Source organism: Allobosea sp. TAB14 (assembly GCF_052113865.1).
Taxonomy (GTDB): Bacteria; Pseudomonadota; Alphaproteobacteria; order Rhizobiales; family Beijerinckiaceae; genus Allobosea; species Allobosea spartocytisi.
Genome location: NZ_JBFRDQ010000068.1, coordinates 12094 through 34566, shown reverse-complemented (window position 1 = coordinate 34566; position 22473 = coordinate 12094). Strand labels below are relative to the sequence as shown.

The 22473-nt window shown below is 68.9% G+C and carries 22 protein-coding genes and 1 pseudogene; 18 read left to right on the top strand and 5 right to left on the bottom strand.

The genetic code is table 11. From position 1 onward, the window contains the following. On the top strand, positions 1 to 224 hold a 224-nt coding region (locus AB4Y99_RS12495; protein WP_441523542.1), incomplete at its 5' end, for a hydantoinase B/oxoprolinase family protein. A gap of 20 nt (positions 225 to 244) precedes the next feature. On the opposite strand, the gene AB4Y99_RS12490 is transcribed toward AB4Y99_RS12495, so the two are convergent. Further along, positions 245 to 1522, bottom strand: a complete 1278-nt coding sequence (locus tag AB4Y99_RS12490) for a phosphopantothenoylcysteine decarboxylase domain-containing protein (protein WP_441523541.1) — start codon at positions 1520 to 1522, stop codon at positions 245 to 247. A gap of 89 nt (positions 1523 to 1611) precedes the next feature. Next, the gene (locus AB4Y99_RS12485) at positions 1612 to 2079 is read right to left on the bottom strand and encodes an Lrp/AsnC family transcriptional regulator (RefSeq protein ID WP_051988217.1); all 468 of its coding nucleotides are present in this window, start codon (positions 2077 to 2079) and stop codon (positions 1612 to 1614) included. Between the two features lie 160 nt (positions 2080 to 2239). Here AB4Y99_RS12485 and AB4Y99_RS12480 point away from each other — a divergent pair, with 160 nt between their 5' ends. From AB4Y99_RS12480 to AB4Y99_RS12470, 3 genes are read left to right on the top strand one after another with little or no spacing between them, the layout of a single operon-like run. Next, a complete protein-coding gene (locus tag AB4Y99_RS12480) occupies positions 2240 to 3265 on the top strand; it encodes an ABC transporter substrate-binding protein (RefSeq protein ID WP_038364717.1) in 1026 nt (341 codons plus the stop codon). A 5-nt stretch (positions 3266 to 3270) separates the two neighbouring features. Beyond that, positions 3271 to 4023, top strand: a complete 753-nt coding sequence (locus AB4Y99_RS12475; RefSeq protein WP_038364715.1) for an ABC transporter permease — start codon at positions 3271 to 3273, stop codon at positions 4021 to 4023. Continuing rightward, positions 3999 to 4775 (top strand): ABC transporter ATP-binding protein, encoded by a 777-nt coding sequence (locus tag AB4Y99_RS12470; RefSeq protein WP_441523540.1) that lies wholly within the window; start codon positions 3999 to 4001, stop codon positions 4773 to 4775. The genes AB4Y99_RS12475 and AB4Y99_RS12470 overlap by 25 nt, the downstream gene beginning before the upstream one ends. Here AB4Y99_RS12470 and AB4Y99_RS12465 read toward each other — a convergent pair. Continuing rightward, positions 4772 to 5620: an SDR family NAD(P)-dependent oxidoreductase gene (locus AB4Y99_RS12465; RefSeq protein WP_441523539.1), complete on the bottom strand. Its 849-nt coding sequence runs from the start codon at positions 5618 to 5620 to the stop codon at positions 4772 to 4774. The two genes, AB4Y99_RS12470 and AB4Y99_RS12465, sit on opposite strands and share 4 nt — an antisense overlap. Before the next feature lie 187 nt (positions 5621 to 5807). On the opposite strand from AB4Y99_RS12465, the gene AB4Y99_RS12460 reads away from it, so the two are divergent. Continuing rightward, positions 5808 to 8006 (top strand): protein-disulfide reductase DsbD family protein, encoded by a 2199-nt coding sequence (locus AB4Y99_RS12460; RefSeq protein ID WP_441523538.1) that lies wholly within the window; start codon positions 5808 to 5810, stop codon positions 8004 to 8006. A 21-nt stretch (positions 8007 to 8027) separates the two neighbouring features. Continuing rightward, on the top strand, positions 8028 to 8666 hold the full coding sequence (locus AB4Y99_RS12455) for a thioredoxin family protein (protein ID WP_441523537.1): 639 nt from the start codon (positions 8028 to 8030) through the stop codon (positions 8664 to 8666). A gap of 67 nt (positions 8667 to 8733) precedes the next feature. Here AB4Y99_RS12455 and AB4Y99_RS12450 read toward each other — a convergent pair whose 3' ends face one another. Continuing rightward, the gene (locus tag AB4Y99_RS12450) at positions 8734 to 9939 is read right to left on the bottom strand and encodes a penicillin-binding protein activator (protein ID WP_038364713.1); all 1206 of its coding nucleotides are present in this window, start codon (positions 9937 to 9939) and stop codon (positions 8734 to 8736) included. A 173-nt stretch (positions 9940 to 10112) separates the two neighbouring features. On the opposite strand from AB4Y99_RS12450, the gene rsmI reads away from it, so the two are divergent. The 3 genes from rsmI to gshB all read left to right on the top strand — a co-directional run bounded on the left by rsmI (position 10113) and on the right by gshB (position 12423). After that, complete coding sequence (rsmI, locus tag AB4Y99_RS12445; RefSeq protein WP_441523536.1) at positions 10113 to 11021, top strand: 16S rRNA (cytidine(1402)-2'-O)-methyltransferase; 909 nt, start codon at positions 10113 to 10115, stop codon at positions 11019 to 11021. Further along, a complete protein-coding gene (locus AB4Y99_RS12440) occupies positions 11018 to 11413 on the top strand; it encodes a YraN family protein (RefSeq protein WP_441523535.1) in 396 nt (131 codons plus the stop codon). The genes rsmI and AB4Y99_RS12440 overlap by 4 nt, the downstream gene beginning before the upstream one ends. A gap of 71 nt (positions 11414 to 11484) precedes the next feature. Then, positions 11485 to 12423 carry a glutathione synthase gene (gshB, locus tag AB4Y99_RS12435; RefSeq protein ID WP_441523534.1) on the top strand — a complete coding sequence of 313 codons (939 nt, stop codon included), beginning with the start codon at positions 11485 to 11487 and terminating at the stop codon, positions 12421 to 12423. A gap of 147 nt (positions 12424 to 12570) precedes the next feature. Here the strand turns inward: gshB and AB4Y99_RS12430 are convergent, their stop codons facing one another. Then, entirely contained in the window at positions 12571 to 13353 is a 783-nt protein-coding gene (locus AB4Y99_RS12430) for a HesA/MoeB/ThiF family protein (protein WP_038365193.1), read from the bottom strand. 163 nt (positions 13354 to 13516) lie between these two features. Here AB4Y99_RS12430 and AB4Y99_RS12425 point away from each other — a divergent pair, with 163 nt between their 5' ends. The 9 genes and pseudogenes from AB4Y99_RS12425 to AB4Y99_RS12385 all read left to right on the top strand — a co-directional run bounded on the left by AB4Y99_RS12425 (position 13517) and on the right by AB4Y99_RS12385 (position 22380). After that, the gene (locus tag AB4Y99_RS12425) at positions 13517 to 14515 is read left to right on the top strand and encodes a BMP family lipoprotein (RefSeq protein WP_133560477.1); all 999 of its coding nucleotides are present in this window, start codon (positions 13517 to 13519) and stop codon (positions 14513 to 14515) included. A 25-nt stretch (positions 14516 to 14540) separates the two neighbouring features. Further along, positions 14541 to 15981 (top strand): annotated as a pseudogene (locus AB4Y99_RS12420) (ABC transporter ATP-binding protein). Then, positions 15978 to 17096: an ABC transporter permease gene (locus tag AB4Y99_RS12415; RefSeq protein ID WP_441523533.1), complete on the top strand. Its 1119-nt coding sequence runs from the start codon at positions 15978 to 15980 to the stop codon at positions 17094 to 17096. Before AB4Y99_RS12420 ends, AB4Y99_RS12415 begins: the two are co-directional and overlap by 4 nt. Next, entirely contained in the window at positions 17096 to 18070 is a 975-nt protein-coding gene (locus tag AB4Y99_RS12410) for an ABC transporter permease (protein WP_441523532.1), read from the top strand. Before AB4Y99_RS12415 ends, AB4Y99_RS12410 begins: the two co-directional genes overlap by 1 nt. A 17-nt stretch (positions 18071 to 18087) precedes the next feature. Continuing rightward, a complete protein-coding gene (locus AB4Y99_RS12405) occupies positions 18088 to 18498 on the top strand; it encodes a cytidine deaminase (RefSeq protein WP_441523531.1) in 411 nt (136 codons plus the stop codon). Positions 18499 to 18536: 38 nt separating this feature from the next. Further along, positions 18537 to 19349, top strand: a complete 813-nt coding sequence (locus AB4Y99_RS12400; RefSeq protein WP_038364705.1) for a purine-nucleoside phosphorylase — start codon at positions 18537 to 18539, stop codon at positions 19347 to 19349. Positions 19350 to 19352: 3 nt separating this feature from the next. Beyond that, positions 19353 to 20114, top strand: a complete 762-nt coding sequence (gene deoC / locus AB4Y99_RS12395; protein ID WP_441523530.1) for a deoxyribose-phosphate aldolase — start codon at positions 19353 to 19355, stop codon at positions 20112 to 20114. After that, on the top strand, positions 20114 to 21439 hold the full coding sequence (gene deoA, locus AB4Y99_RS12390) for a thymidine phosphorylase (RefSeq protein WP_441523529.1): 1326 nt from the start codon (positions 20114 to 20116) through the stop codon (positions 21437 to 21439). The genes deoC and deoA overlap by 1 nt, the downstream gene beginning before the upstream one ends. Continuing rightward, entirely contained in the window at positions 21436 to 22380 is a 945-nt protein-coding gene (locus tag AB4Y99_RS12385) for a 2-hydroxyacid dehydrogenase (RefSeq protein WP_441523528.1), read from the top strand. The genes deoA and AB4Y99_RS12385 overlap by 4 nt, the downstream gene beginning before the upstream one ends. The last annotated feature ends 93 nt before the right edge of the window (positions 22381 to 22473 follow it).

The window sequence follows — 22473 nt, the reverse complement described above, 5'->3', positions numbered from 1 at the left end:
ATTCGCGCCTGACCTCGCGGCCCTGGGGGCTTGCCGGCGGCGGCGAGGGGCTGGGCGGCTCCTTCGTCTTCAGCGAGGGCGTCGTGCCTTTCGTCAAGGGCGATGGCGCGCTGGAAAAGGGCCAGATCGTCGAGATCATCACGCCCGGCGCCGGCGGCTATGGTCCGCCCGCGGAGCGCAGCGCCGAGGCGCGGGCGCGCGACCGGGCGGAGCAGCGCCAGTGATCTAGCGCGCCCCTTGGAGCTCAGTCTGCCTTCGCGGCGGCGACCTTCTGGGCGAGATGGGCGACGAGGCGGCTCGCGACCTCTTCCTTGGGCAGGGTCGGCCAGGTCTCGACGCCATCGACTGTCACGAGATGCACGGTATTGGCGTCGCCGCCCATCACGCCGGTACCGCCAACATCGTTGGCGACGATCAGGTCGCAGCCCTTCTTGGCGAGCTTGACCCTGGCGTAGTCGATGACGTGCTGCGTCTCGGCCGCAAAGCCGACGACAAAGCCCGGCCGCCCGTTCGGACGATGCGCGACCGTGGCGAGGATGTCGGGATTCTCGACCAGCGAGAGCGGTGGCAGGGCTCCGCCGTCCTTCTTCATCTTCTCCGATGCGGCGTCGGCGACGCGCCAATCCGCGACGGCCGCGGCGAAGATCGCCAGATCGGCCGGCAGTGCCGCCTCGACCGCCGCCAGCATCTGCCGGGCGGATTCGACATGGATGGTCTCGACTCCGGCCGGATCGGGCAGCGTGACCGGCCCGCTGACCAGGGTCACGCGCGCCCCGGCGGCGGCCGCCGCCGCCGCGATGGCGTGGCCTTGCTTCCCGGAGGAACGGTTGGCGATGTAGCGCACCGGGTCGATCGACTCATGCGTCGGCCCGGAGGTGATCAGGACATGCTTGCCGGCGAGCGAGCGGGCGGCCGGTGCGTGGTCGCCGCCGGGCAGCCGGCCGAGGAAGCCGATGGCGCGGGCTGAAGGCCTTTCACCGGCGAGCGCGAGCTCGATCGCGGCGAGGATTTCCGGAGGCTCGGCCATGCGGCCCAGCCCGCTCTCGCCGCGTTCGGCCATGGCGCCGCTATTGGGTCCGACGACGAGGATGCCGTCCTTTTCGAGCTGGGCCATGTTCCGCCGCGTCGCCGGGTGCTGCCACATGCGCGGGTTCATCGCGGGTGCGATCAGCACGCGTTTGTCGGTGGCGAGCAGGGCGGTCGAGGCGAGGTCGTCGGCGTGGCCGTTCGCCATCTTGGCGATGAGGTCGGCGGTCGCCGGCGCCACCACGACGAGATCGGTCGAGCGCGATAGCTGGATATGGCCGATATCGGCCTCGTCCGTCAGCGAGAACAGATCGGTGAAGCAGCGCTCGCCCGCCAGCGACGACACGGCGAGCGGCGTGACGAACTGCTCGCCCGCCTTGGTCAGGATGCAGCGCGAGGCGATGCCGCGATCCTTCAGCCGGCGGATGACTTCGAGCACCTTGTAGGCGGCGATGCCGCCGCCGATGATCAGGAGAACGGAGCGGGATGCGGACAAGGCGGCTCCTCGGGCAGCGCGGGCGTCGGCTGCTTCCTAGCATCCGCGACGCCGGCCTGTCATGCGCCGGCAAGGCTAGCCCGTGCCGCTCATGGGCGCGGCAGGTCCGGCACCTTGTAGGCGGTCGTCGCCTTGATCCGTTCCATGGCGAAGCGCGAGGTGACGTTCTTGAGCGGGATCGTCTCGATCAGCTTCTTGTAGAAGGTGTCATAGGCGGCCATGTCGGCGACGACGACGCGCAGCATGTAGTCGACATCCCCCGCCATCCGGTAGAATTCCATCACCTCCGGCATGGCGGCGGCCGTCTGCGCGAACTTGTCGAGCCAGGGGCCGGAATGGTCGGCCGTCTCGATCTGCACGAAGACGGTGAGCCCGAGCCCGATCTTCTCCGGCGAAACCAGCGCGACGCGCTTCAGGATGACGCCCGCCTGTTCGAGCTTCTGGATGCGCTTCCAGCATGGGGTCTGCGAGAGCCCGACCCGATCCGCCAGATCGGCGATCGAGATGTTGGCGTCGTTCTGCAGCACGGTCAGGATCTTGCGGTCGATGGCATCCATTCTCTGAAATCCGTCATAGGAGAAAATTCGTTCCGTTGATCGCGATCATAAGAGAATAAGTTTCTTTTTGATGTCGATCACTTGCATCCAGATAGAAAATCCTTTTCTCCATCTGTCAATGGGTGCTGTTTTGGCGCCGTCTTGCGAGAGGATTTGAACGATGGATCGCCGCCAGTTTCTCATCGCGGGTGCGACCCTGGCAGCGGCGGCCCCGTTCGCCGGCGCGGCTCGTGCCCAGGCCGTCACGGCACGGGTCGGTTACATCCCGGTCGTCGGCACCGCGCCCTTCTTCGTCGCCAATGGCGAGGGCTGGTTGAAGCAGGGCGGCCTCGAAAGCGCGGTCACCGTCTTCGAATCCGGCCCGAACATGATCCAGGCGCTGGCCTCGGGCACGCTCGACATCTACGTCGCCGGCGTGGCCCCGCTGGCCGTCGCTCGCTCGCGCGGCATCGATGTCCGCGTCGTCGCCTCGACCGCCATCGGCGAGAATGTCGTCGTCGCCGCGCCGTCGCTGTCGAAGTTCTTCACGGCTGGCACCGCGGCTGCGGCCGCCTTCAAGGCGTTCAAGGCGGCGAATGGCAAGCCGGCCCGCCTCGCCACCCAGCCGGCCGGCTCGGTGCCCAATACGACGCTGCAATACTGGCTCTGGGAGGTCGCAAAGGTCGACAAGGCCGATGTCGAGATCGTGCCGATGGGGATCGATGCGACCCAGCAGGCGATCCTGGCCGGCGCGGTCGATGGCGGCAGCGTGCGCGAGCCGGCGCTGACCATCCTCCAGAGCCGCAACAGCGCGATCAAGCTGGTCGCCGGCGGCGAGGAGGTCTTCCCGGGCCAGCCGGGTACTGTGGTCGCCGTCTCCGGCGCCTTCGCCACCAAGAACCCCGACGCCGTCCAGAACCTCGTCTCAAGCCTCGTCAAGGCGGCGGCGCTGATCAAGGCCGACCCGGCCAAAGCCGCGCCGCATGTCGGCGCCGCGCTCGGCAAGGGCATCGTCGATCCCGAGCTGATCCGGAAGGCGCTGGGCTCGCCGGCAAGCGTCTTCGAGATCGATCCGCGCAAGATCATCGAGCCCGCGCGCGCCATGCAGGCCTATCAGGTCAAGCTCGGCTCGCTCGACAAGGAATTGCCGTTCGACGGATTGTTCGAGACCCAGTACTACGAGCGCGCGATCAAGGCGGGCGGCTGACCACTGTGAAGAGACTTCGGGCTCCGGCCCTTGCCCTTCTGGGCCTGATCGCCTTCCTGCTGATCTGGGAGGCGGTGCCCTATTTCGGCTGGGTGAACCCCGCCTTCCTGCCGCCGCCGAGCGCGCTGCCCAAGGCCTTCATGCGCGAGGTGTCCTCGGGCGCCTGGCTCGCGGCGATCCTCGGCTCGCTCTGGCATTATTTCGTCGGCCTCTTCGTCGGCGCCGGCCTCGGCATCGCGCTCGGCGTGCTCGTCGGCATGTCGCGGATTGCCGAGGAGGCGACGGCCTGGGTCGTGCGCGTGCTGCGGCCCGTGCCCGGCCTCGCCTGGGTGCCCTTCGCCATCATCTGGTTCGGCGTCACACCGGGCGCGGCGGTCTTCATCATCGCCATCGGCGTGTTCTGGATCAGTTTCTTCGCGGCGCAGGGAGCAATTCGCGGCGTCGACCGCGATCTCGTCGAGGTCGCCGATGCCTTCGGCTTCCGCTCGCCCTGGCAGCGCCTGTTCAAGATCCTGTTGCCGGCGGCGATGCCGGGCATCCTCGTCGGTTTTCGCACGGCGCTCGGCCAGGCCTGGATGGCGGTGGTCGCGGCCGAGATCTTCGGCGTCGCTGGCGTCGGCCAGCGCATGATGCAGGCGTCCAGCCTGCTCGCGACCGACATCGTCGTGGTCTACATGCTGACGATGGCGGCGCTCTACGGGCTGCTCGACACGGCCTTCGTCGCCTTCCAGAGATGGGTGCTGCGTTGGAAAGCGTGATCGAGATCAAGAGCCTGTCGCTGACCTTCACCCGCGACGGCGAACAGACCGAAGTGCTGCGCAAGCTCGACCTGAAGGTCGGGCGCGGCGAGTTCCTCGCCATTGTCGGCCCCTCCGGCGTCGGCAAGTCGACCCTGCTGCGCGTCATCGCGGGCCTTGCGAAGCCGAGCGGCGGCGAGGTCGTCATCCACGCGAAGGACAATGCGCGTCGCCCTGTCGCTCTGGTCTTCCAGGATTCGCGGCTCCTGCCCTGGCGCAAGGTGATTTCCAATGTCGGCTTCGGCCTGGAAGGCCGGACATCGCGTGGCGAGCGCCTGAAGAAGGCACAGGAGATGCTCGATCTCGTCGGGTTGGGCGGGCTCGCGCAACGCTGGCCGCATCAGCTCTCCGGCGGCCAGCGCCAGCGCGTCTCGCTGGCGCGTGCGCTCGCGGTCGAGCCGGAAATCCTGCTGATGGACGAGCCCTTCTCGGCGCTCGACGCCCTGACGCGCGAGAATCTGCAGGACGAATTGATCCGCGTCTGGCAGCGCACCGGCAAGACCGTGCTCTTCGTCACCCACGACATCGACGAGGCCGCCTATCTCGCCGACCGTGTCGTGATCCTCTCGGGCGCGCCCGGCCAGATCATCGCCGAGCACCGCATCGACGCCGCCCGTCCGCGCAGGCGTGGCGCGGCGGCGGAGGCCGAGATCGTCCGCGTCGTCCGGCAGGGGCTCGGCGCGGACATCGTGACGGACGGTGCGGCGATCTAGGTCTTTGCGACGAAGGCTTTGAACGCCTCGCCATAATCCTTGTGCCAGCGCGAGAGCGGCGGGCGGTTCTCGATGATATCGCCCATCGCCCAGGCCATGCGCTTCTCATCGAGGGCGCGCGTCGTCTCGTCATCCGGGCAGAGGATGTAGAAGTCCCCGGCCTTCAGCCGCTCCAGCATGAAATCGACGGTCTGCTCCGGTGTCCAGGCACCCTCCGGCTTCTCGACGCGCCCGCGCGCCGTCAGCGGCGTGAAGACGAAGCCGGGGATCAGCAGATGGGCGCTGACCTTGCAGCCTTCGGTGTTGCGGAGTTCATGCGCCAGCGCCTCGGTGAAGACCTTCACGCCGGCCTTCGAGACATTGTAGGCCGGATTGCCCGGCGGCGTGGTGATGCCCTGCTTCGAGCCGGTGTTGACGATCAGCGCCGGCGCGCCATGGGCGACCATGCCCGGCCCGAAGATCTGCGTGCCGTTGACGATGCCGCCGAGATTGACCGCGAGGGTGCGTTCCCACGTCTCAGCCGGGCCGAAAATGCCGCTGCCCTGCTGCATCCCGGCATTGTTCATCAGCACATGCACGCGCCCGAACTTGGCGAGCACCTTCTCCTGCAGCGCCGCGACCTCCTCGCGATGCGAGACATCGGTCGCGACCGCCAGCACATTGTGCTCGCCGACCAGCGTGGCGAGCACCTGCCCGGCGGCCTTCAGCCCTTCCTCGTCGCTGTCGGCGATGGCGACCCTCATGCCGAGGCCGGCGAAGGCGCGGGCGGCGGCGAAGCCGATGCCGGAGGCGCCGCCGGTGATGACGGCCGTATTGGCGGCGATGAGGGCGGGGTGGATCGTCATGGTCTCGGATCTCGCGATTTCAGCGGAGGCGGGAGATAAGGAGCGGTGCGCGGCGACATCATGGCGCGCTGCGGGCGGCGGCGCGATGGCGCAGGATCGCCCGAGACACTGCCTCACCGCCTTGTCATTGGCATGAACGGGTTGTTTGAGGCATCTGGGTCCGATGATATCAGACAGAAGTGGGATGATGGCGCTGTATTCCGAAAGACCCGACAGGGCGCGCGGCGTTTCGGCCCGGCGGCTTCTGACCGGCGCCCTGCTGGCCCTGGGGCTGGCGTTGCCGGGCGCGGCGCTTGCCGCCGAATCGGCGGCCGTCACCTCCCAGCGGGTCACCGCCACGCTGCTGTCGAGCCGCGACACGGTCGCGCCCGGCGAGCGCTTCCACGTGGCGCTGACCCAGAAGCTCGCCCCGCACTGGCATACCTATTGGCTGAACCCCGGCGATTCCGGCGAGCCGACGCAGATTCAGTGGGATCTGCCGGCCGGCGCGAAGGCCGGAGACATCGCCTGGCCGGCGCCGCGTGCCATCCGCGTCGAGCCGCTGGTGAATTTCGGCTTCGAGGGCGAGGTCGTGCTGCCGGTCGAGATTACCGTGCCGGCCGATGCCAAGCCCGGCGAGACGTTCCCGCTCAAGGCGAACGCGACCTGGCTGGTCTGCGAAAAGATCTGCATTCCCGAGGAAGGCAGCTTCACGCTCGACCTGCCCGTCGGCGCGGCAAGCGCAGTCGATGAGGCGGCGCAGCAGCGCATCGATGCCGCGCTCGCCGCCCTGCCGAAGCCGGCCGGCTTCCGTGGCAGGCTGAGTGCCGACGGCGACAACCTCGCCTTGGCACTGCCCGGCCTTCCGGCCGGCGCGAGCGATCTGCGCTTCTTTCCGATCTCCGACACGCTGATCGAACACGCCGCCGACCAGCCCATGAAAGCCGGCGATGTGCCGGGCCTGACGCTGACCCGCTCCAGTGCCTTCAAGCTGGAGCAGCCTGATATCTCCGGCGTCCTGACCTTCAGGCAGGATGGCGTGCCGCGTGCGCTGACGCTGGTGGCCGATGCCGATCCTGCGCTGGTCTCCAAAGCGGCCGAGACCGGTTCCAACGCGCCCCGCTCGGCGATCGTGCGGATTCCCGTCCCGGCGGAAGGCGCCGACCTCACGCTGCTCGCCGCGCTGGCCTTCGCCTTCGCCGGCGGGCTCATCCTCAACCTGATGCCCTGCGTGCTGCCGGTGCTGTTCATCAAGGCGCTCGGCTTCGCCCAGACGGCGCATCGCAGCCGGGCGGAAACGCGCGAGCAGGGCCTGATCTTCCTCTGCGGCGTGCTGCTGACCTTCCTGGTGCTGGCCGGAGCTGTCATTGCGCTGAGTGCGCTCGGCGGCAGCGTCGGCTGGGGTTTCCAGCTCCAGTCGCCGCTGCTGGTGATCGCGCTTGCCGTGGTGATGGTGCTGATCGGGCTCAACCTGATCGGCGCCTTCGAGATCGGCGGCGCGGTGGTTGGCCTCGGTGACGGGCTCGCCAGCCGGGGCGGACGCCTCGGCGCCTTCATGACCGGCGTGCTCGCCGTCGTCGTCGCCACGCCCTGCACGGCGCCCTTCATGGGCGCAGCGATGGGCTATGCGGTGACGCAACCGCCGGCGCTCGCGCTCTCGGTCTTCATGGCGCTGGCCCTCGGCTTCGCTCTGCCGGTGGTGGCGCTCTCCTTCGCGCCGGGCCTGCTTCGGCTTTTGCCCAAGCCCGGGCGCTGGATGCTGGTGCTGAAGCAGGCCTTCGCCTTCCCGATGTTCGCGACCGCGATCTGGCTGATCTGGGTCGCCTCGGTCCAGACCGGCCCGCAGGGCGTTCTGGCGGCGCTGGTTGCGGTGCTGGCGGCGGGTTTCGTCGTCTGGCTCGTCGGCGTCACCCGTGGCTCCCTGCCGCGCCGCGCCTTCGGGACTGTACTGGCCGTGCTGGTCGCGCTCGGCGCCGGCTGGTTCACGGTCGAGAACGCCGTGCCGGGCACCAATGCGGAGGCGCGGGCCGGGGATATCCAGGCCTGGAGCCCTGAGCGCGTCGCCACGCTGCAGGSGCAGGGMAAGCCGGTCTTCGTCAACTTCACCGCYGCSTGGTGCATCACCTGCCTCGCCAATGAGCGCGTCGCGCTCTCGCGTCAGGAGGTGAAGGACGCTTTCGCCAGGCTCGGCGTCACCTATCTCAAGGCCGACTGGACCAACCGCGATTCCCGCATCGCCCAGGCGCTGGCCGAGCAAGGCCGGGCCGGCGTGCCGCTCTATCTGTTCTATCCGGCGCGCAAGGACGGGCAGGCCGAGATCCTGCCGCAGCTCCTGACGCCGGATGCCGTGATCGCGGCCGCCGAACGCGCGGCGGGCCGGGATAAGACCGCGGCCAACACGCCGTAGATTCCAACCAGAGAGACAGACATGAAAAGCCTGACCAGACAGACTTTCATCGCCGGCCTCGCTCTTGCCGGGTTTTCGCTCACGACCGGCGCGGCCTTCGCTGAAGGCGCCGCCCGCGTCGGCCAGCCCGCGCCGGCCTTCCAGGCGGTCGATATCGACGGCAAGACCCGCAATCTCCAGGAATTCGCCGGCAAGACCGTGATCCTCGAATGGACCAATCACGACTGCCCCTATGTCCGCAAGCACTACAACAGCGCCACCATGCAAACGTTGCAGAAGGACATGGCCAAGGAGGGCATCGTCTGGCTCTCGGTGATCTCCTCGCCGCCCGGCGAGCAGGGCTATGTCGAGGCGGCGAAGGCGAAGGAGCTGACCGTCCAGCGCGACGCCGCCCCCGCCGGCATCCTGCTCGACCCGAAGAGCCAGGTGGCACGCGCTTATGGCGCCCAGACCACGCCGCACATGTACATCATCGATCCCAAGGGCACGCTCGCCTATATGGGTGCGATCGACGACAAGCCGTCCTCGAACCCCGCGAGCCTCAGCGGCGCGAAGAGCTATGTCCGGCAGGCGGTCGCCGAGCTGAAGGCCGGCAAGCCGGTCTCCGAGGCCAGCACCAAGGCTTATGGCTGCGCGGTGAAATACGCGCCGGCGAGCTGAGCTCTGTCAGCGCTCAAATGCAAAAGGCCGGGCATTTGCCCGGCCTTTTTGTTGGTACGGCAGCGCGCTACTGCGAACGCGGGCCGAGATCGCGCGGCGCGGCGTTGATCGTGACGATCTGGCCGTTGCGCAGTTCGAGCACCGCGAGCCCGCGCTCGACCTGCCCGTCCGGCCGGAAGCGGAAGACGCCGTCGGCTCCCGCGAAGCCCGAGGCGTTGGTCAGCACCGCCTCGGAGAAGCGTTGCGAGCCTTGCGTGCGCGCCAGTGCCGCCGCCAGCGAAACCGCGTCGTAGGAGAGGGTCGCGGTGCGGGTCGGGCTGCTGTTGAAGCGCTGCTGGTAGCGTCCCGCGAAGGCGTTGAACCCGGCCGTGTCGGGCGAGGCGAACCAGCCGCCCTGGATCGCCTGCACCTGTGCGATGCCGCTGTCGTTCCAGACGCCGGTGCCGAGGGGCTTCACCTTGCGCGGGTCGAAGCCGGCCTGCTGCAGCGCCTGTCCGAGCGCCGGCATCGCATCGGCCGCGGCCGGAACGAAGAGCGCATCTGCCTGCTGCAGCGAGGGCATCAGGCGCTGGACGGCTGTGCGCATCGCGGCCGGGTCGGAGCCGAAATGCTCGATCGCCGCGACGCGGGCGCCGCGTGCTGCCACCGCCTGCTGGAAGGCGGCCTCGACGACCTTGCCATAGGCGGTGTCGGGCAGCAGCGCGGCGAAGGATTTGCGGCCCTGCTGCGCGGCATAGGCGATGACGCGGTTGACGTCGTTCTCGGGCGGGAAGGAGAGCAGATAGACGCCGCGCGAGGCCACGTTGGAATCGCTGGAGAAGGCGATGACCGGCCGGTTGGCCGCCCGCGCCACCTGTCCCGCCGCCTGCACGGTCGGGGCGAAGAGCGGCCCGATGATGAGTTCTGCGCCTTCCGAGATCGCTTCCTGCGCCGCGGCGCGCGCGCCTTCCGGCGTGCCGCGGTCGTCCTTGACCAGCAGCGTCAGGTCCGCGTTGGGGAATTCGGCCAGGGCCATCTCGGCGGCGTTCTTGAGTGAATTGCCGACCACGCCGCCCTGGCCTTCGGCGCCGAGCGGCAGGATGAGGCCGACCTTGACCTTGCCGGTGCCGATGGTCTGGCCGCTTGGCGCGGCCGGTTCCGTCGAGGCGGGGCCGTCGAAGCCCGGCAGGCCGGCGGGGCCACCGCTGCAGCTCGCGAGCAGCAAGGACAGGGAGACGGCCAGCGCGCCCGCCTTGAACCGCAGAACCGGTACGAAGTGCCGATGGTGCAACACGGGCGATCTCCAGTCGTGACCGGGCCGGCAAAGCCTTGCCCGGTAATACAGTCCCCCCGCGGGACTCTCGTGCCAGTGCCACATGCTATTTTCAAGTTGTTAACTATGGGTTGCATCGGGCCCGTCGCACGCACGCCATGGCGCGGCCGGGGGCGCTGTGGCAGCTTGCGGCCATGTCGAACGCCGCTCCGCCCCGCCCCGCCAGCTACACCGCCTTCGGTCTCAAGGCCGAGGCCGAGCCGCTGTCACCGGGGCTGCACATCGTCGCCACGCCGATCGGAAACCTGCGCGACATCTCCTTCCGGGCGCTCGCGACGCTCGCCGCCGCCGATGCGGTCCTGGCCGAGGACACCCGCACCTCGAAGACGCTGCTGGCGCATTACGGCATCTCGACGCCGCTCCTGCCCTATCACGAGCACAACGCCGCGCAGATGCGCCCGAAGGTGCTGGCGAAGCTGCGCGAAGGCGGCAAGCTCGCTTTGATCTCGGATGCCGGGACGCCGCTCGTTTCCGATCCCGGCTACAAGCTCGTGGCCGAACTGGTGGCGGAAGGCCTGCCGGTTACGGGTATTCCCGGCCCCTCCGCCGTGCTGGCGGCGCTGGTGCTGGCCGGATTGCCGACCGACCGCTTCTTCTTCGAGGGCTTCCTGCCGCCGAAATCGGGCGGGCGCCGCACCCGGCTGACCGAGCTCGCCGCCATTCCCGGCACGCTGGTCTTCTTCGAATCGCCCCGCCGCCTCGCCGAGATGCTGGCTGATGCCGCCGCGGTGCTGGGCCCAAGGCCGGGCGCTGTCGCGCGCGAACTGACGAAGTTCTACGAGACGGTCAGGCGCGGCACCCTCCCCGAGCTGGCCGCGCATTACGAGACGCAGGAGGAGGCGCGCGGCGAGATCGTCGTCATCATYGGCCCGCCGGGCGCCGTCGATCTCGTTCCCAGCGACGAGGCGATCGATGAACGGCTGCGCGCGGCGCTGGCGAAGGTCTCGCTCAAGGAGGCGGTGGCGCAGGTCGCGGCGGAGACCGGCCAGCCGCGCCGCAAGGTCTATGCGCGCGCCCTCGAACTCACCCGCGACAATCCGTGACAGAACCTGCGACGCGCTCGGCATTGCGCAGCCGCCGGGCGCGGCGTTCCGGCCTTTCGGGCCGTCGGGCGGAATGGCTCGCCATCCTCTGGCTGATGGCGAAGGGTTATCGGCTGCTGGAGCGGCGCTTCGGCGGCAAGGGCGGCGAGATCGATATCGTCATGCGGCGCGGGCGCACCGTCGCTTTCGTCGAGGTCAAGGCGCGCGGCCGAATCGAGGACGCCCTGACGGCCCTGACAGTCGAAAAGCAGCGCCTCGTCGAACGGCGCGTCCGGCAATGGCTCGCCCGCAATCCCTGGGCGATGGGCTACGATCTCAGGGCCGATGCGGTCTTCCTGGCGCCCTGGCGCTGGCCGCGCCATGTGCCGGCCGCCTTCGCGCTTGTCCTGTGACGCAGGGCCACCTACTTGCAGGAACCCGACCGGCAGCCCGATAAGAACGGGCCGCAACAGGAAGCCCGCCCATGACTCTCTCCGTCGCCATCCAGATGGACCCGATCGAGCGCATCCGGATCGCCGGCGATACCGGCTTCGCCCTGATGCTGGARGCGCAGSSGCGCGGMCACASSCTCTACACCTACACCCCCGACAAGCTCTCGCTGCGCGACGGCAAGGTCACGGCGCCGATCCGCCCGGTCACGGTGCGCGACGTCGAGGGCGATCATTTCACTCTGGGGGCCGAGGAGAAGGTCGACCTTTCCCAGCTCGACGTCGTGCTGCTCCGGCAGGACCCGCCCTTCGACATGGCCTATGTCACCACCACCCATATGCTGGAGCGCATCCACCCCAAAACACTGGTGGTSAACAACCCGGCCGAGGTGCGCAACGCGCCCGAGAAGATCTTCGTCACCCATTTCCCCGAGCTGATGCCGCCGACGCTGATCACCCGCGACAGGGCCGAGATCGAGGCCTTCCGCGACGAGTACGGCGAGATCGTCATGAAGCCGCTCTACGGCCATGGCGGCGCGACCGTGTTCAAGACCGGCAAGGGCGATCCGAATTTCGGCTCGCTCTTCGACCTGTTCAGCAACCTCTTCCGTGAGCCCTGGGTGGTGCAGGGCTTCATCAAGGAGGTCACGGAAGGCGACAAGCGCATCATCCTGATCGACGGCAAGGCGGCGGGCGCGGTCAATCGCGTGCCGGCGGTCGGCGATCTCCGCGCCAACATGGTGCGCGGCGGCGCGGCGCGGCCGACCGATCTGTCGAAGCAGGAGCTTGCGATCTGCGAGGCGATCGGCCCCGAGCTCAGCCGGCGCGGCCTGCTGCTGGTCGGCATCGACGTGATCCACGGCAAGCTCACCGAGATCAACGTCACCGCCCCGACCGGCGTGCGCGCCATCAAGAAGCTGGGCGGGCCGGACCTGGCGGCGCAGCTCTGGGATGTGATCGAAGCGAAACGCTGAGAGGTTCCCTTAGACCTCTGACATGGCCATCCCGGGCGAAGCGAAGCGCAGACCCGGGATCCAGGCCTGGACCTCGGCCGGAAGCGCTCCGGAATCGGCGCCGCTTTGCGGCTTGTCCGGGATCACGGCGCCGTTAATCGATGGCGTTCAGGCCGCGACGTTCGTCCCGTTCAGCGGGTTCGTCTCGTCCCAGCCATAGCGCAGCGTCTCGAAGCGCATCGTCAGCGAATCGACCAGCAGGAGCTTGCCGACCAGCGGCTCGCCGAAGCCGGTGACCGCGCGCACCACCTCCAGCGCCATCAGCGAGCCGATGATGCCGGGCAGCGCGCCCAACACGCCGGCCTCCGCGCAGGTCGGGATCGAGCCCGGCGGCGGCGCATCGGGGAAGAGGCAGCGCCAGGTCGGGTTCGGCCGCCCGTCCGGGCCGGTTTCATGGGCGCGGATCGTGGTCAGCGAGCCGTCGAAGCGGCCGAGCGCGCCCATCACCACCGGCCTGTGCTCGTGGAAACAGGCGTCGGAGACGGCATAGCGCGTGGCGAAACTGTCCGAACCCTCGGCGACGACATCGTAGAAGGCGATCATCGCGCGGGCATTGTGCGGGTCGATGCGGGTGACATGTTCCTCGACCACGACGTTCGGGTTGAGCCGGCGGATGAAGTTCGCGGCCGCCACGGCCTTGCGCTTGCCGATGTCGTCGGTGGTGAAGATGGTCTGGCGCTGCAGGTTCGAGAGCGAGACCACGTCGTCGTCGACGATGCCGATCTTGCCGATGCCGGCCGCGGCCAGATACTGGATCAGTGGCGCGCCGAGCCCGCCGGCGCCGACGACCAGCACGCGGGCGTTCTTCAGCTTCTGCTGCCCCGGCCCGCCGATCTCCGGCAGGACGATATGGCGCGCATAGCGCTCGATCTCGTCGTCGTTCAGCATCATCCCACAGGATAGGACCGGATGGCCTTCTTCGGCAATCGCATCGCGTTGCCGCGCCTGCGAAAGAGTTGACCTCATCGCCAGCTTGGCCGCGCCGCCGAGCCATGTCATCGTGGCACCATCGAGGGCCGGCTAACGGCACCCGGCTTCAACAGGGGACTATGCGATGCGTTTGGGTTCTTTCGCGGCGGCGCTGGCCGGCATGGTGATTTCGGCGGCGGCTTTCGCGCAGCAGCCGATCAAGCCGGCGATCGTCTACGACAAGGGCGGCAAGTTCGACAAATCCTTCAACGAGGGCGTCTTCATTGGCGCCGACAAGTTCAAGAAGGAAACCGGCGTCGAGTTCCGCGATTTCGAGCCGACGAACGATGCGCAGATCGAGCAGGCCCTGCGCCGCTTCGCCCGCGACGGCAATTCGCCGATCATCGCGGTGGGCTTCTCCCAGGCGACCGCGCTGCAGAAGGTCGCGGCCGAGTTCCCGGACCTGAAATTCACCATCATCGACATGGTGGTCGAGCTGCCCAACGTGCAGTCGATCGTCTTCAAGGAGCATGAGGGCTCCTATCTCGTCGGCCTGCTCGGGGCGATGGCCTCGAAGACCGACAAGCTCGGCTTCGTCGGCGGCATGGACATCCCGCTCATCCGCAAATTCGCCTGCGGCTACATCCAGGGCGTCAAGGCGGCCAAGCCCGGCGCCGAGATCTTCCAGAACATGACCGGCTCGACGCCTTCAGCCTGGAACGACCCGGTGAAGGGCGGCGAACTCGCCAAGTCGCAGATCGACCGCGGCGCCGACGTCGTCTACCACGCCGCCGGCGGCACCGGCATCGGCGTGCTCCGGGCCGTGACCGATGCCGGCAAGCTCGGCATCGGCGTCGATTCCAACCAGAACGCGCTGCATCCCGGCAAGATCCTGACCTCGATGCTCAAGCGCGTCGACGTTGCCGCCTACAACTCCTTCATGGCGGCGCGCGACGGCTCCTGGAAGCCCGGCATCTCCGTGCTCGGCCTCAAGGAAGGCGGCATCGACTGGGCGCTCGACGACAACAACAAGGCGCTGATCACGCCCGAGATGAAGGCCGCCGCCGAGAAGGCCAAGGCCGCCATCATCGCCGGAACGGTCCAGGTCCACGACTACATGTCCGACCAGAAATGCACGATGTGAGGCGCGGGCCGCGCTCTTGAGCCTCGTGCCTTCCCCTCCCGCGATCGAGCTCGTCGGCATCTCCAAGCGCTTCGGCGCGGTCGCGGCGAACCGGGACGTTTCGCTTGCGGTCGCGGCCGGCTCGATCCACGGCATCGTCGGCGAGAACGGCGCCGGAAAATCGACGCTGATGTCGATCCTCTACGGCTTCTACGAGGCCGATGCCGGCGAGATCAGGATCGCGGGCGAGCCGCGTCGCATCCGCTCCCCCGCCGATGCGATCGCGGCTGGCATCGGCATGGTCCATCAGCATTTCATGCTGGTCGAGACGCTGAGCGTCGTCGATAACGTCGTGCTCGGCGCCGAAGGCGGGGCCAGCCTCAAGGGCGGGCTGGCGAAGGCGCGGGCGGAACTGGCCCGCCTGTCGCGCGAATACGGGCTCGCGATCGACCCCGATGCCACGGTCGGCGATTTGTCCGTCGGCCTGCAGCAGCGCGTCGAGATCCTGAAGGCGCTCTATCGCGGGGCGCAGATCCTGATCCTCGACGAGCCGACCGCCGTGCTGACCCCGGCCGAGGCCGATCAGCTCTTCGCCCTGCTCCGGGCGCTGAAGGCGCAGGGCAAGACGGTGATCCTGATCACCCACAAGCTGCGCGAGATCATGGACGCCACCGATACGGTTTCGGTGATGCGGCGCGGCGAGATGGTCGCCGGGTTCCGGACGGCGGAAACCTCGCCGCCGGCGCTGGCCGAGGCGATGGTCGGCCGGCGCGTGGACGCTGCGGGATGTGAGCCTGACCCTCCATGCCGGCGAGATCGTCGGCATCGCCGGCGTCGCCGGCAACGGCCAGAGCGAGTTGCTGGAGGTCCTCGCCGGGCTGGTCCAGCCCACGCGCGGCGTCATCCGCCTGGGCGGCCAGATCCTCGCGGCGGCGGATCGTCATCCGGCCCGGCTGCGCGAGCGCGGTCTCATGCATATCCCGGAGGATCGCCATCGCAGCGGCCTCGTCACCGCCTTTAGCGCGGCGGAGAACGCGATCCTCGGCTATCAGGGCGATCCGGCCTTCCGGACCGGGCCCTTCCTGTCGCCGTCGCGGATCGAGGCGCATGCGCTGACGGCCTTCGCGGCCTATGACGTGCGCCCGCCCGATCCCGCCCTGAAGACCGCGAAATTTTCCGGCGGCAACCAGCAGAAGATCGTGCTCGCCCGCGAGATCGAGCGGCATCCGAAGGTGCTGCTCGTCGGCCAGCCGACGCGCGGCGTCGATATCGGCGCGATCGAGTTCATCCACCGCAGGCTGATCGAGTTGCGCGATGCCGGCGTCGCGATCCTGCTGGTTTCGGTCGAGCTCGAGGAGGTGATGGCGCTCTCGGACCGAATCATCGCCCTCTGCGGTGGCCGGATCACGGGAGAACGCGCAGCAGAAGCGGCGGATGAGCGCGATCTCGGCCTGCTGATGGCCGGCGTCACGGACGAAGCCGCATGAGCGCCGCCCCGGTCGAACTGCCGCGCTGGGCCGATACTGCGCTGGTGCCGCTCGTCTCGGTCGCCGCGGCCCTGCTGGTCGCCGGCCTCGTCGTCCTCGGCATCGGGGAGAACCCGCTGGAGGCGACGGCGCTGCTGCTGCGCGGCGCGCTCGGCAGTGCCGAGGGCATCGGCTTCACGCTCTATTACGCGACGAATTTCATCTTCACGGGGCTCGCCGTCGCCGTCGCCTTCCATGCCGGGCTGTTCAATATCGGTGGCGAGGGGCAGGCGACCGTCGCCGGCATCTGCGCGGCGCTGGCCTGTGGGGCGCTCTCGGCCATGCCGGGCTTCCTCTCCGTGGCGGGCTTCCTCGCCGCGCCGCTCGCCATCCTCGCGGCGGCTGCAGGCGGTGCGGCTTACGCCTTCATCCCCGGCTGGCTGCAGGCGAAGCGCGGCAGCCATGTCGTCATCACCACGATCATGCTGAACTTCGTCGCCGCGACGCTGATCGTCTATCTGCTGCGCGAAGTGATCGGCAAGATCGGCTCGATGCAGCCCGAGACAGCGGATTTCCCGGCACAGGCCGTGCTGACGCCGATGCACCAGCTCCTCGCACCGTTCGGAATCAAGCTGCCCTCGACCCCGCTCAACAGCGCCTTCCTGCTCGCCCTAATGGCGCTGCTCGCGGTCTGGCTGCTGATCTGGCGCACGCGGCTGGGCTATGCGATCCGCACCGTCGGGGCCAATCCCCGCGCCGCCGCTTATGCGGGGATCTCGCCCGCCGCGGTCACCATGATCGCCATGGCGATCTCGGGCGCGCTCGCCGGCGGACTCGCGGTCAACGAGGCGCTCGGCGTGCAGCATCGGCTGGTGCTTGATTTCACGGCCGGCTACGGYTTCGTCGGCATCGCCGTCGSGYTGATGGGGCGCGGCCATCCGGTCGGGGTGGGCCTGGCGGCGCTGCTTTTCGGCGTGCTCTACCAGGGCGGGGCGGAGCTTTCCTTCGACAAGCCGGCGATCACCCGCGACATGGTGGTGGTGATCGGCGGCGTGCTCATCCTCTTCGCCGGAGCGCTCGACGGGTTGTTCCGCCGGCTGGTGGCGACGGCGCTGGGCCGCGGGGCAGCCGGCTGATGGAGTGGCTCCAGACCATTGCCGTCGTGCTCGATTCGATGGTCCGGCTCTCGATCCCGCTGATCTGCGCGGCGCTTGCCGGGCTCTGGTCGGAGAAGGCCGGCGTCGTCGATATCGGCCTCGAGGGTAAGATGCTGATCGCCGCCTTCGCCGCTGCGGTCGCGGCCCTCGCCACCGGCTCGGCCTGGGTGGGGCTGGGCGCCGGCATTCTCGCCTCGGTCCTGCTGGCGCTGCTGCACGGCTTCGCCGCCATCACCTGGCGCGGCAACCAGATCGTCTCCGGCGTTGCGATCAACATGCTGGCGGCGGGCCTCACCGTCGTCCTCGGCAATGCCTGGTACGGACAGGGCGGGCGCACGCCGCCGCTCGAAGGAGCCGCCCGCTTCGGTGAATTGTCGCTGCCCTTCGGCCCATGGGCGCGCGAGCATGTGCCGGTGCTCGGCCTTCTCTATGACGAGGTGGTTTCCGGCCATGCCGCGCCGGCCTATCTCGCCTTTCTCTGCGTGCTGGCCACCGCGCTTGTGCTGAGGCGCAGCCGCTTCGGCCTGCGSMTSCGCGCCGTCGGCGAGAACCCSGCMGCCGTCGATACSGCCGGCATCTCGGTGGCTGGCCTGCGTTATGCGGCGGTCGCGATCTGCGGCCTGCTCTGCGGCATCGGCGGCACTTATCTTGCTGTGGCGCAATCGGCCGGCTTCCTTCCGCAGATGACGGCGGGGCGCGGCTTCATTGCGCTCGCAGCCGTGATCTTCGCCAATTGGCGGCCCTGGCCGGCGCTCGGCGCCTGCCTGCTCTTCGGACTGCTCGATGCGGTCGCGATCAGGCTTCAGGGCGTGACGCTGCCGGGCATCGGGCTGGTTCCGGTGGAGGCGATCCAGGCCTTGCCCTATCTGATGACCATCATCCTGCTCGCCGGCTTCATCGGCCGCGCGACACCGCCGAAGGCTTCCGGGATACCCTATGTCAAGGAACGCTGACATGAAGGACCGCTGACTTGGCCGCCGATCCCGATTTCGACGCGCTCTTTGCAGCCGCTTCCCGCCTCCAGCCGCGCGCCTACGCGCCCTATTCGCGCTTCAAGGTCGGGGCGGCGCTGCTGGCCGATGACGGCACGGTCCATKCCGGCTGCAATGTCGAGAACGCCKCCTATCCSGTCGGGMCCTGCGCCGAGGCCGGCGCCATCKCCGCGATGATCGCGGCCGGCGGCACGGCGATCCGCGCCATCCTCGTCTTTGGCGAGGGGGACGAGCTGGTCACGCCCTGCGGTGCTTGCCGCCAGCGCATCCGCGAATTCGCGAGCCCTGAGACTCCGGTCGCCATCGCCGGCCCCGAAGGCATCCGCGCGCGTTTCACGCTGGAGCAGTTGTTGCCAGCGTCCTTCGGACCGGCCAATTTGCCGCGGTGATTTGCGGCGGCCGCATAGGCGGCCGGGAGAGGGTTTGCATGGCGGTCGATCCGGCTTTCGACGAAGCGGCATCGGTGTTGATCGACAGGGGGATCGACGGCCCGATCGAATGCGCCCTGGTGCTCGGCACCGGGCTCGGCTCGATCGTCGACGATGTGCAGGACGCCGTCACGATTCCCTATGCCGATATTCCGGGCTTTCCGCATGGCGAGGTGTCCGGCCACGCCCGCCAGCTCTGCTACGGCACGCTGTTCGACCGCAAGGTGCTGATCTATCAGGGCCGCGCCCATTATTACGAAGGCGGCGATTCCGCGGTGATGCGCGTGCCGCTCGGCCTGCTCACCGCCTTCGGCTCGCCGCCGTTGATCCTGACCAATGCGGCCGGCTCGCTTTCGCCCTCGATGGGGCCGGGCAGCCTTGCGCTCATCACCGACCACATCAACCTCAACGGCCCCAATCCGCTGGTCGGCGACCGGGGGGACGGCCGCTTCGTGCCGATGGTCGATGCCTATGATCCGTTGCTGCGCGGGCGGCTGAAGCGCGCCGCGGCGAACGCGATCGTGCCGTTGGGCGAGGGCGTCTACATGTGGTTCTCGGGCCCGAGCTTCGAGACGCCGGCGGAAATCCGCATGGCGAAGACGCTCGGCGCCGATCTCGTCGGCATGTCGACCGTKCCGGARGTCATCCTGGCGCGGCGCTACGATCTCCGCGTCGCCGGCCTGTCCATCGTCACCAATATGGGCGCCGGCCTCCATGGCGGCGCGCCCCATCACGGCGAGACACGCGATGTCGCCGCGGTGGCCTCGCGCTCGCTGCGCCGCCTGCTGCGCGCCTTCCTGTCGGAGCTTTGAACGATGTCGGACGACGCTTTTGCCAGACGCGCGCTCGCGCTGCTCGACCTGACCGACCTCGCCGACGACGCCACCGAGGACGGCGCCCGCGATCTCTGCCGCCGCGCCGTCTCCGGACCGGTTCCGGTCGCGGCGGTCTGCCTCTGGCCGCGCTTCGTCGCGACGGCGCGTCTGGCTCTGGGCGACGGCCCGGTGCGGATCGCGACGGTCGTCAATTTTCCGGAGGGCGGGACACCGATCGCGCCGGTCATCCGCGAGACCGAGGAGGCGCTGGAGGCCGGCGCCGACGAGATCGACCTCGTCCTGCCCTGGCAGGCCGTGCTCGCCGGCCATACGACGGCGGCGACCGCGATGCTCCGCAATGTCAGGATGCGCTGCGGCGACAGGCTGCTGAAGGTCATCCTTGAGACCGGCGAATATCCCGATCTCGAAAAGGTCAGGACAGCGGCCGAGCTTGCCATCGCCTGGGGCGCGGACTTCATCAAGACATCGACCGGCAAGACCGCCCGTTCCGCCAGCATCCCGGCGGCACGCGTCATGCTCAACGTCATCGCCATGGCCGGCCGGCCGGTCGGGCTGAAGCCCTCCGGCGGCATCCGCACGCTCGCCGACGCCAAAGGCTATCTCGACCTCGCCGACGCGATCATGGGGCCGGACTGGGCGACGCCGCGAACCTTCCGCTTCGGCGCGAGCGGCCTGCATGGCGCCTTGCTCGCGGCGATCGACGGCGCCGCGGCCGGTGAGGCCACACCGGGGAATTACTGATGCGGCTGACGCAGGAGATCATCGCGGCCAAGCGCGACGGCCATGAAGTGCCCGATGCCGATATCCGCCAGATCGTCGCCGGGCTGACCGACGGCTCGGTCAGCGAGGGGCAGGCGGCGGCCTTCGCCATGGCCGTGTTCTTCAACGACATGACCGAGAAAGAGCGCGTGGCGCTGACGCTCGCCATGCGCGATTCCGGCACGGTSCTGAACTGGRACGACCTGCCSGGCCCCGCMCTCGACAARCACTCGACCGGCGGCGTCGGCGAYACGGTSAGCCTGCCGCTGGCAGCCGCAGTCGCGGCCTGCGGCGGCTATGTGCCGATGATCTCCGGCCGCGGCCTCGGCCATACCGGCGGCAYGCTCGACAAGCTCGACGCGGTGCCGGGCTATGTGACGCAGCCCGATCTCGCCCTGTTCCGCAAGGTGGTGCGCGAGGCCGGCTGCGCCATCATCGGCCAGACTGCCGATCTCGCCCCGGCCGACAAGCGCCTCTACGCCATCCGGGACGTCACCGCGACGGTGGAWTCGCTGCCGCTGATCACGGCCTCGATTCTGTCGAAGAAACTCGCCGCTGGCCTGCACGGCCTCGCCATGGATGTGAAGTTCGGCTCCGGCGCCTTCCTGCCGGAACCCGCGAAGGCGCGCGCCCTGGCGCAGGCGCTCGTCGGCGTCGCCAACGACTCCRGCCTGCCGACCACGGCGTTGCTCACGGACATGGACGAGCCGCTCGCCAGCGCCGCTGGCAATGCGCTCGAGGTTGCCTATGCGCTCGACCATCTGACCGGTCGCCGGCGCGAGCCGCGCTTCCACGAGGTCACGGTCGCGCTCGGCGCCGAGATGCTGCTGCTCGGCCGTCTGGCGGCGAACCTCGACGAAGCGCGTGGCAGGATCGAGGATRCCTTCGCCTCGGGTGCCGCGGCCGAGCGCTTCGCCAGGATGGTGGTGGCGCTGGGCGGCCCTGCCGATCTGCTCGAAGCGCCGGCAAAGCATCTCGCCGCGGCGCCGGTCGTGAAGCCGGTCTTCGCGGAGACGGCCGGGACGGTCTCGGGCATCGATACCCGCGCCGTCGGCCTCGCGGTCGTGGCGCTGGGCGGCGGCCGGTTGCGGCCGCAGGACGGCATCGACCATGCGGTCGGCCTCACCGATATGGCCGGCATCGGTGCGACGCTCGGGCCGGACCGTCCGCTCGCCATCGTCCATGCGCGCGGCGAGAACGCTTTCCTTGCGGCAAGCGAGCGCTTGCGCAAGGCCTATCGGATCGGAGAGGGTGCGGCGCAGGGCGAACTGGTCGCCGGACGGATCACGGAGAGAACACGGGCATGAGTTTGCTTCTGGCCATGACGGGCTGGCATGTCGAGGACTGGCGGGCGCGCTTCCAGGCGCTGCTGCCGGAGATGCCGATCGTGGTGCCGGGCGAGCCCTTCGACCGCCGGGCCGTGCATTATGTCGCGAGCTGGAAGCATCCGGCCGGCAGCCTGACCGGCCTGCCCAATCTCGCGGCGATCTTCTCGCTCGGTGCCGGCGTCGATTTCCTCTTCGCCGACGACAAATTGCCGGAGGTGCCGATCGCACGCGTGGTCGATCCCGACCTGACGACGCGGATGAGCGAATATGTCGTGCTGCATTGCCTGATGTATCTGCGCCAGCAGCATCGATACATGCGCCAGCAGCAGGCGAAGCTCTGGGAGGACGACCGCAACCAGCCGGCGGCCCGTTCCGTCCGTGTCGGCATCATGGGGCTCGGCGAACTCGGCCTCGATGCTGTGGCCAAGCTCAAGGTCATCGGCTTCGACGTGGCCGGCTGGAGCCGCTCGCCGAAGAGCGTCGAAGGGCTGCAGACCTTCTCCGGCGAGGACGGCATGAAGGATTTCCTGGCGCGGACCGACATCCTCGTCAGCCTGGTGCCGTTGACGCCCGAGACGCGCGGCATCCTCAACGCCGGGCTTTTTGCAGGACTCGCGCAGGACGGCCGGCTCGGCGGGCCGTTCCTGATCAATCCCGGCCGCGGCGGGCTTCAGGTCGCGGACGACATCCTCGCCGCGCTCGATGCCGGCACGCTCAAGGGCGCGACGCTCGACGTCTTCGAGACCGAGCCGCTGCCGGTGGAGTCGCCGCTGTGGAGCCATCCGGGCGTGACCGTCACCCCGCATAACGCGGCGATGTCCGAGCCGGAGGCGATCGCCACGCTGGTCGCGGCGCAGATCAGGCGGCTGGAGGCGGGCGAGCCGCTGCTGCATGCCGTCGATCCGGCCCGCGGCTACTGAGCACTGGCCCGAAAAGTCGAATCCGGTTTTCGGAAGCGGCCGATGCCGTAGCGCCATCTGGCGCCTTCACCGAACCGTCACCCCGTTGTTGTT

What these genes read in the sequence shown, in the direction of transcription:
- AB4Y99_RS12485 (WP_051988217.1), bottom strand. Translation starts at nt 2,079, where the DNA reads ATGGATGCCATCGACCGCAAGATCCTGACCGTGCTGCAGAACGACGCC.
- AB4Y99_RS12480 (WP_038364717.1), top strand. Translation starts at nt 2,240, where the DNA reads ATGGATCGCCGCCAGTTTCTCATCGCGGGTGCGACCCTGGCAGCGGCG.
- AB4Y99_RS12470 (WP_441523540.1), top strand. Translation starts at nt 3,999, where the DNA reads ATGGGTGCTGCGTTGGAAAGCGTGATCGAGATCAAGAGCCTGTCGCTG.
- AB4Y99_RS12465 (WP_441523539.1), bottom strand. Translation starts at nt 5,620, where the DNA reads ATGACGATCCACCCCGCCCTCATCGCCGCCAATACGGCCGTCATCACC.
- AB4Y99_RS12455 (WP_441523537.1), top strand. Translation starts at nt 8,028, where the DNA reads ATGAAAAGCCTGACCAGACAGACTTTCATCGCCGGCCTCGCTCTTGCC.
- AB4Y99_RS12430 (WP_038365193.1), bottom strand. Translation starts at nt 13,353, where the DNA reads ATGATGCTGAACGACGACGAGATCGAGCGCTATGCGCGCCATATCGTC.
- AB4Y99_RS12425 (WP_133560477.1), top strand. Translation starts at nt 13,517, where the DNA reads ATGCGTTTGGGTTCTTTCGCGGCGGCGCTGGCCGGCATGGTGATTTCG.
- deoC (WP_441523530.1), top strand. Translation starts at nt 19,353, where the DNA reads ATGTCGGACGACGCTTTTGCCAGACGCGCGCTCGCGCTGCTCGACCTG.
- AB4Y99_RS12385 (WP_441523528.1), top strand. Translation starts at nt 21,436, where the DNA reads ATGAGTTTGCTTCTGGCCATGACGGGCTGGCATGTCGAGGACTGGCGG.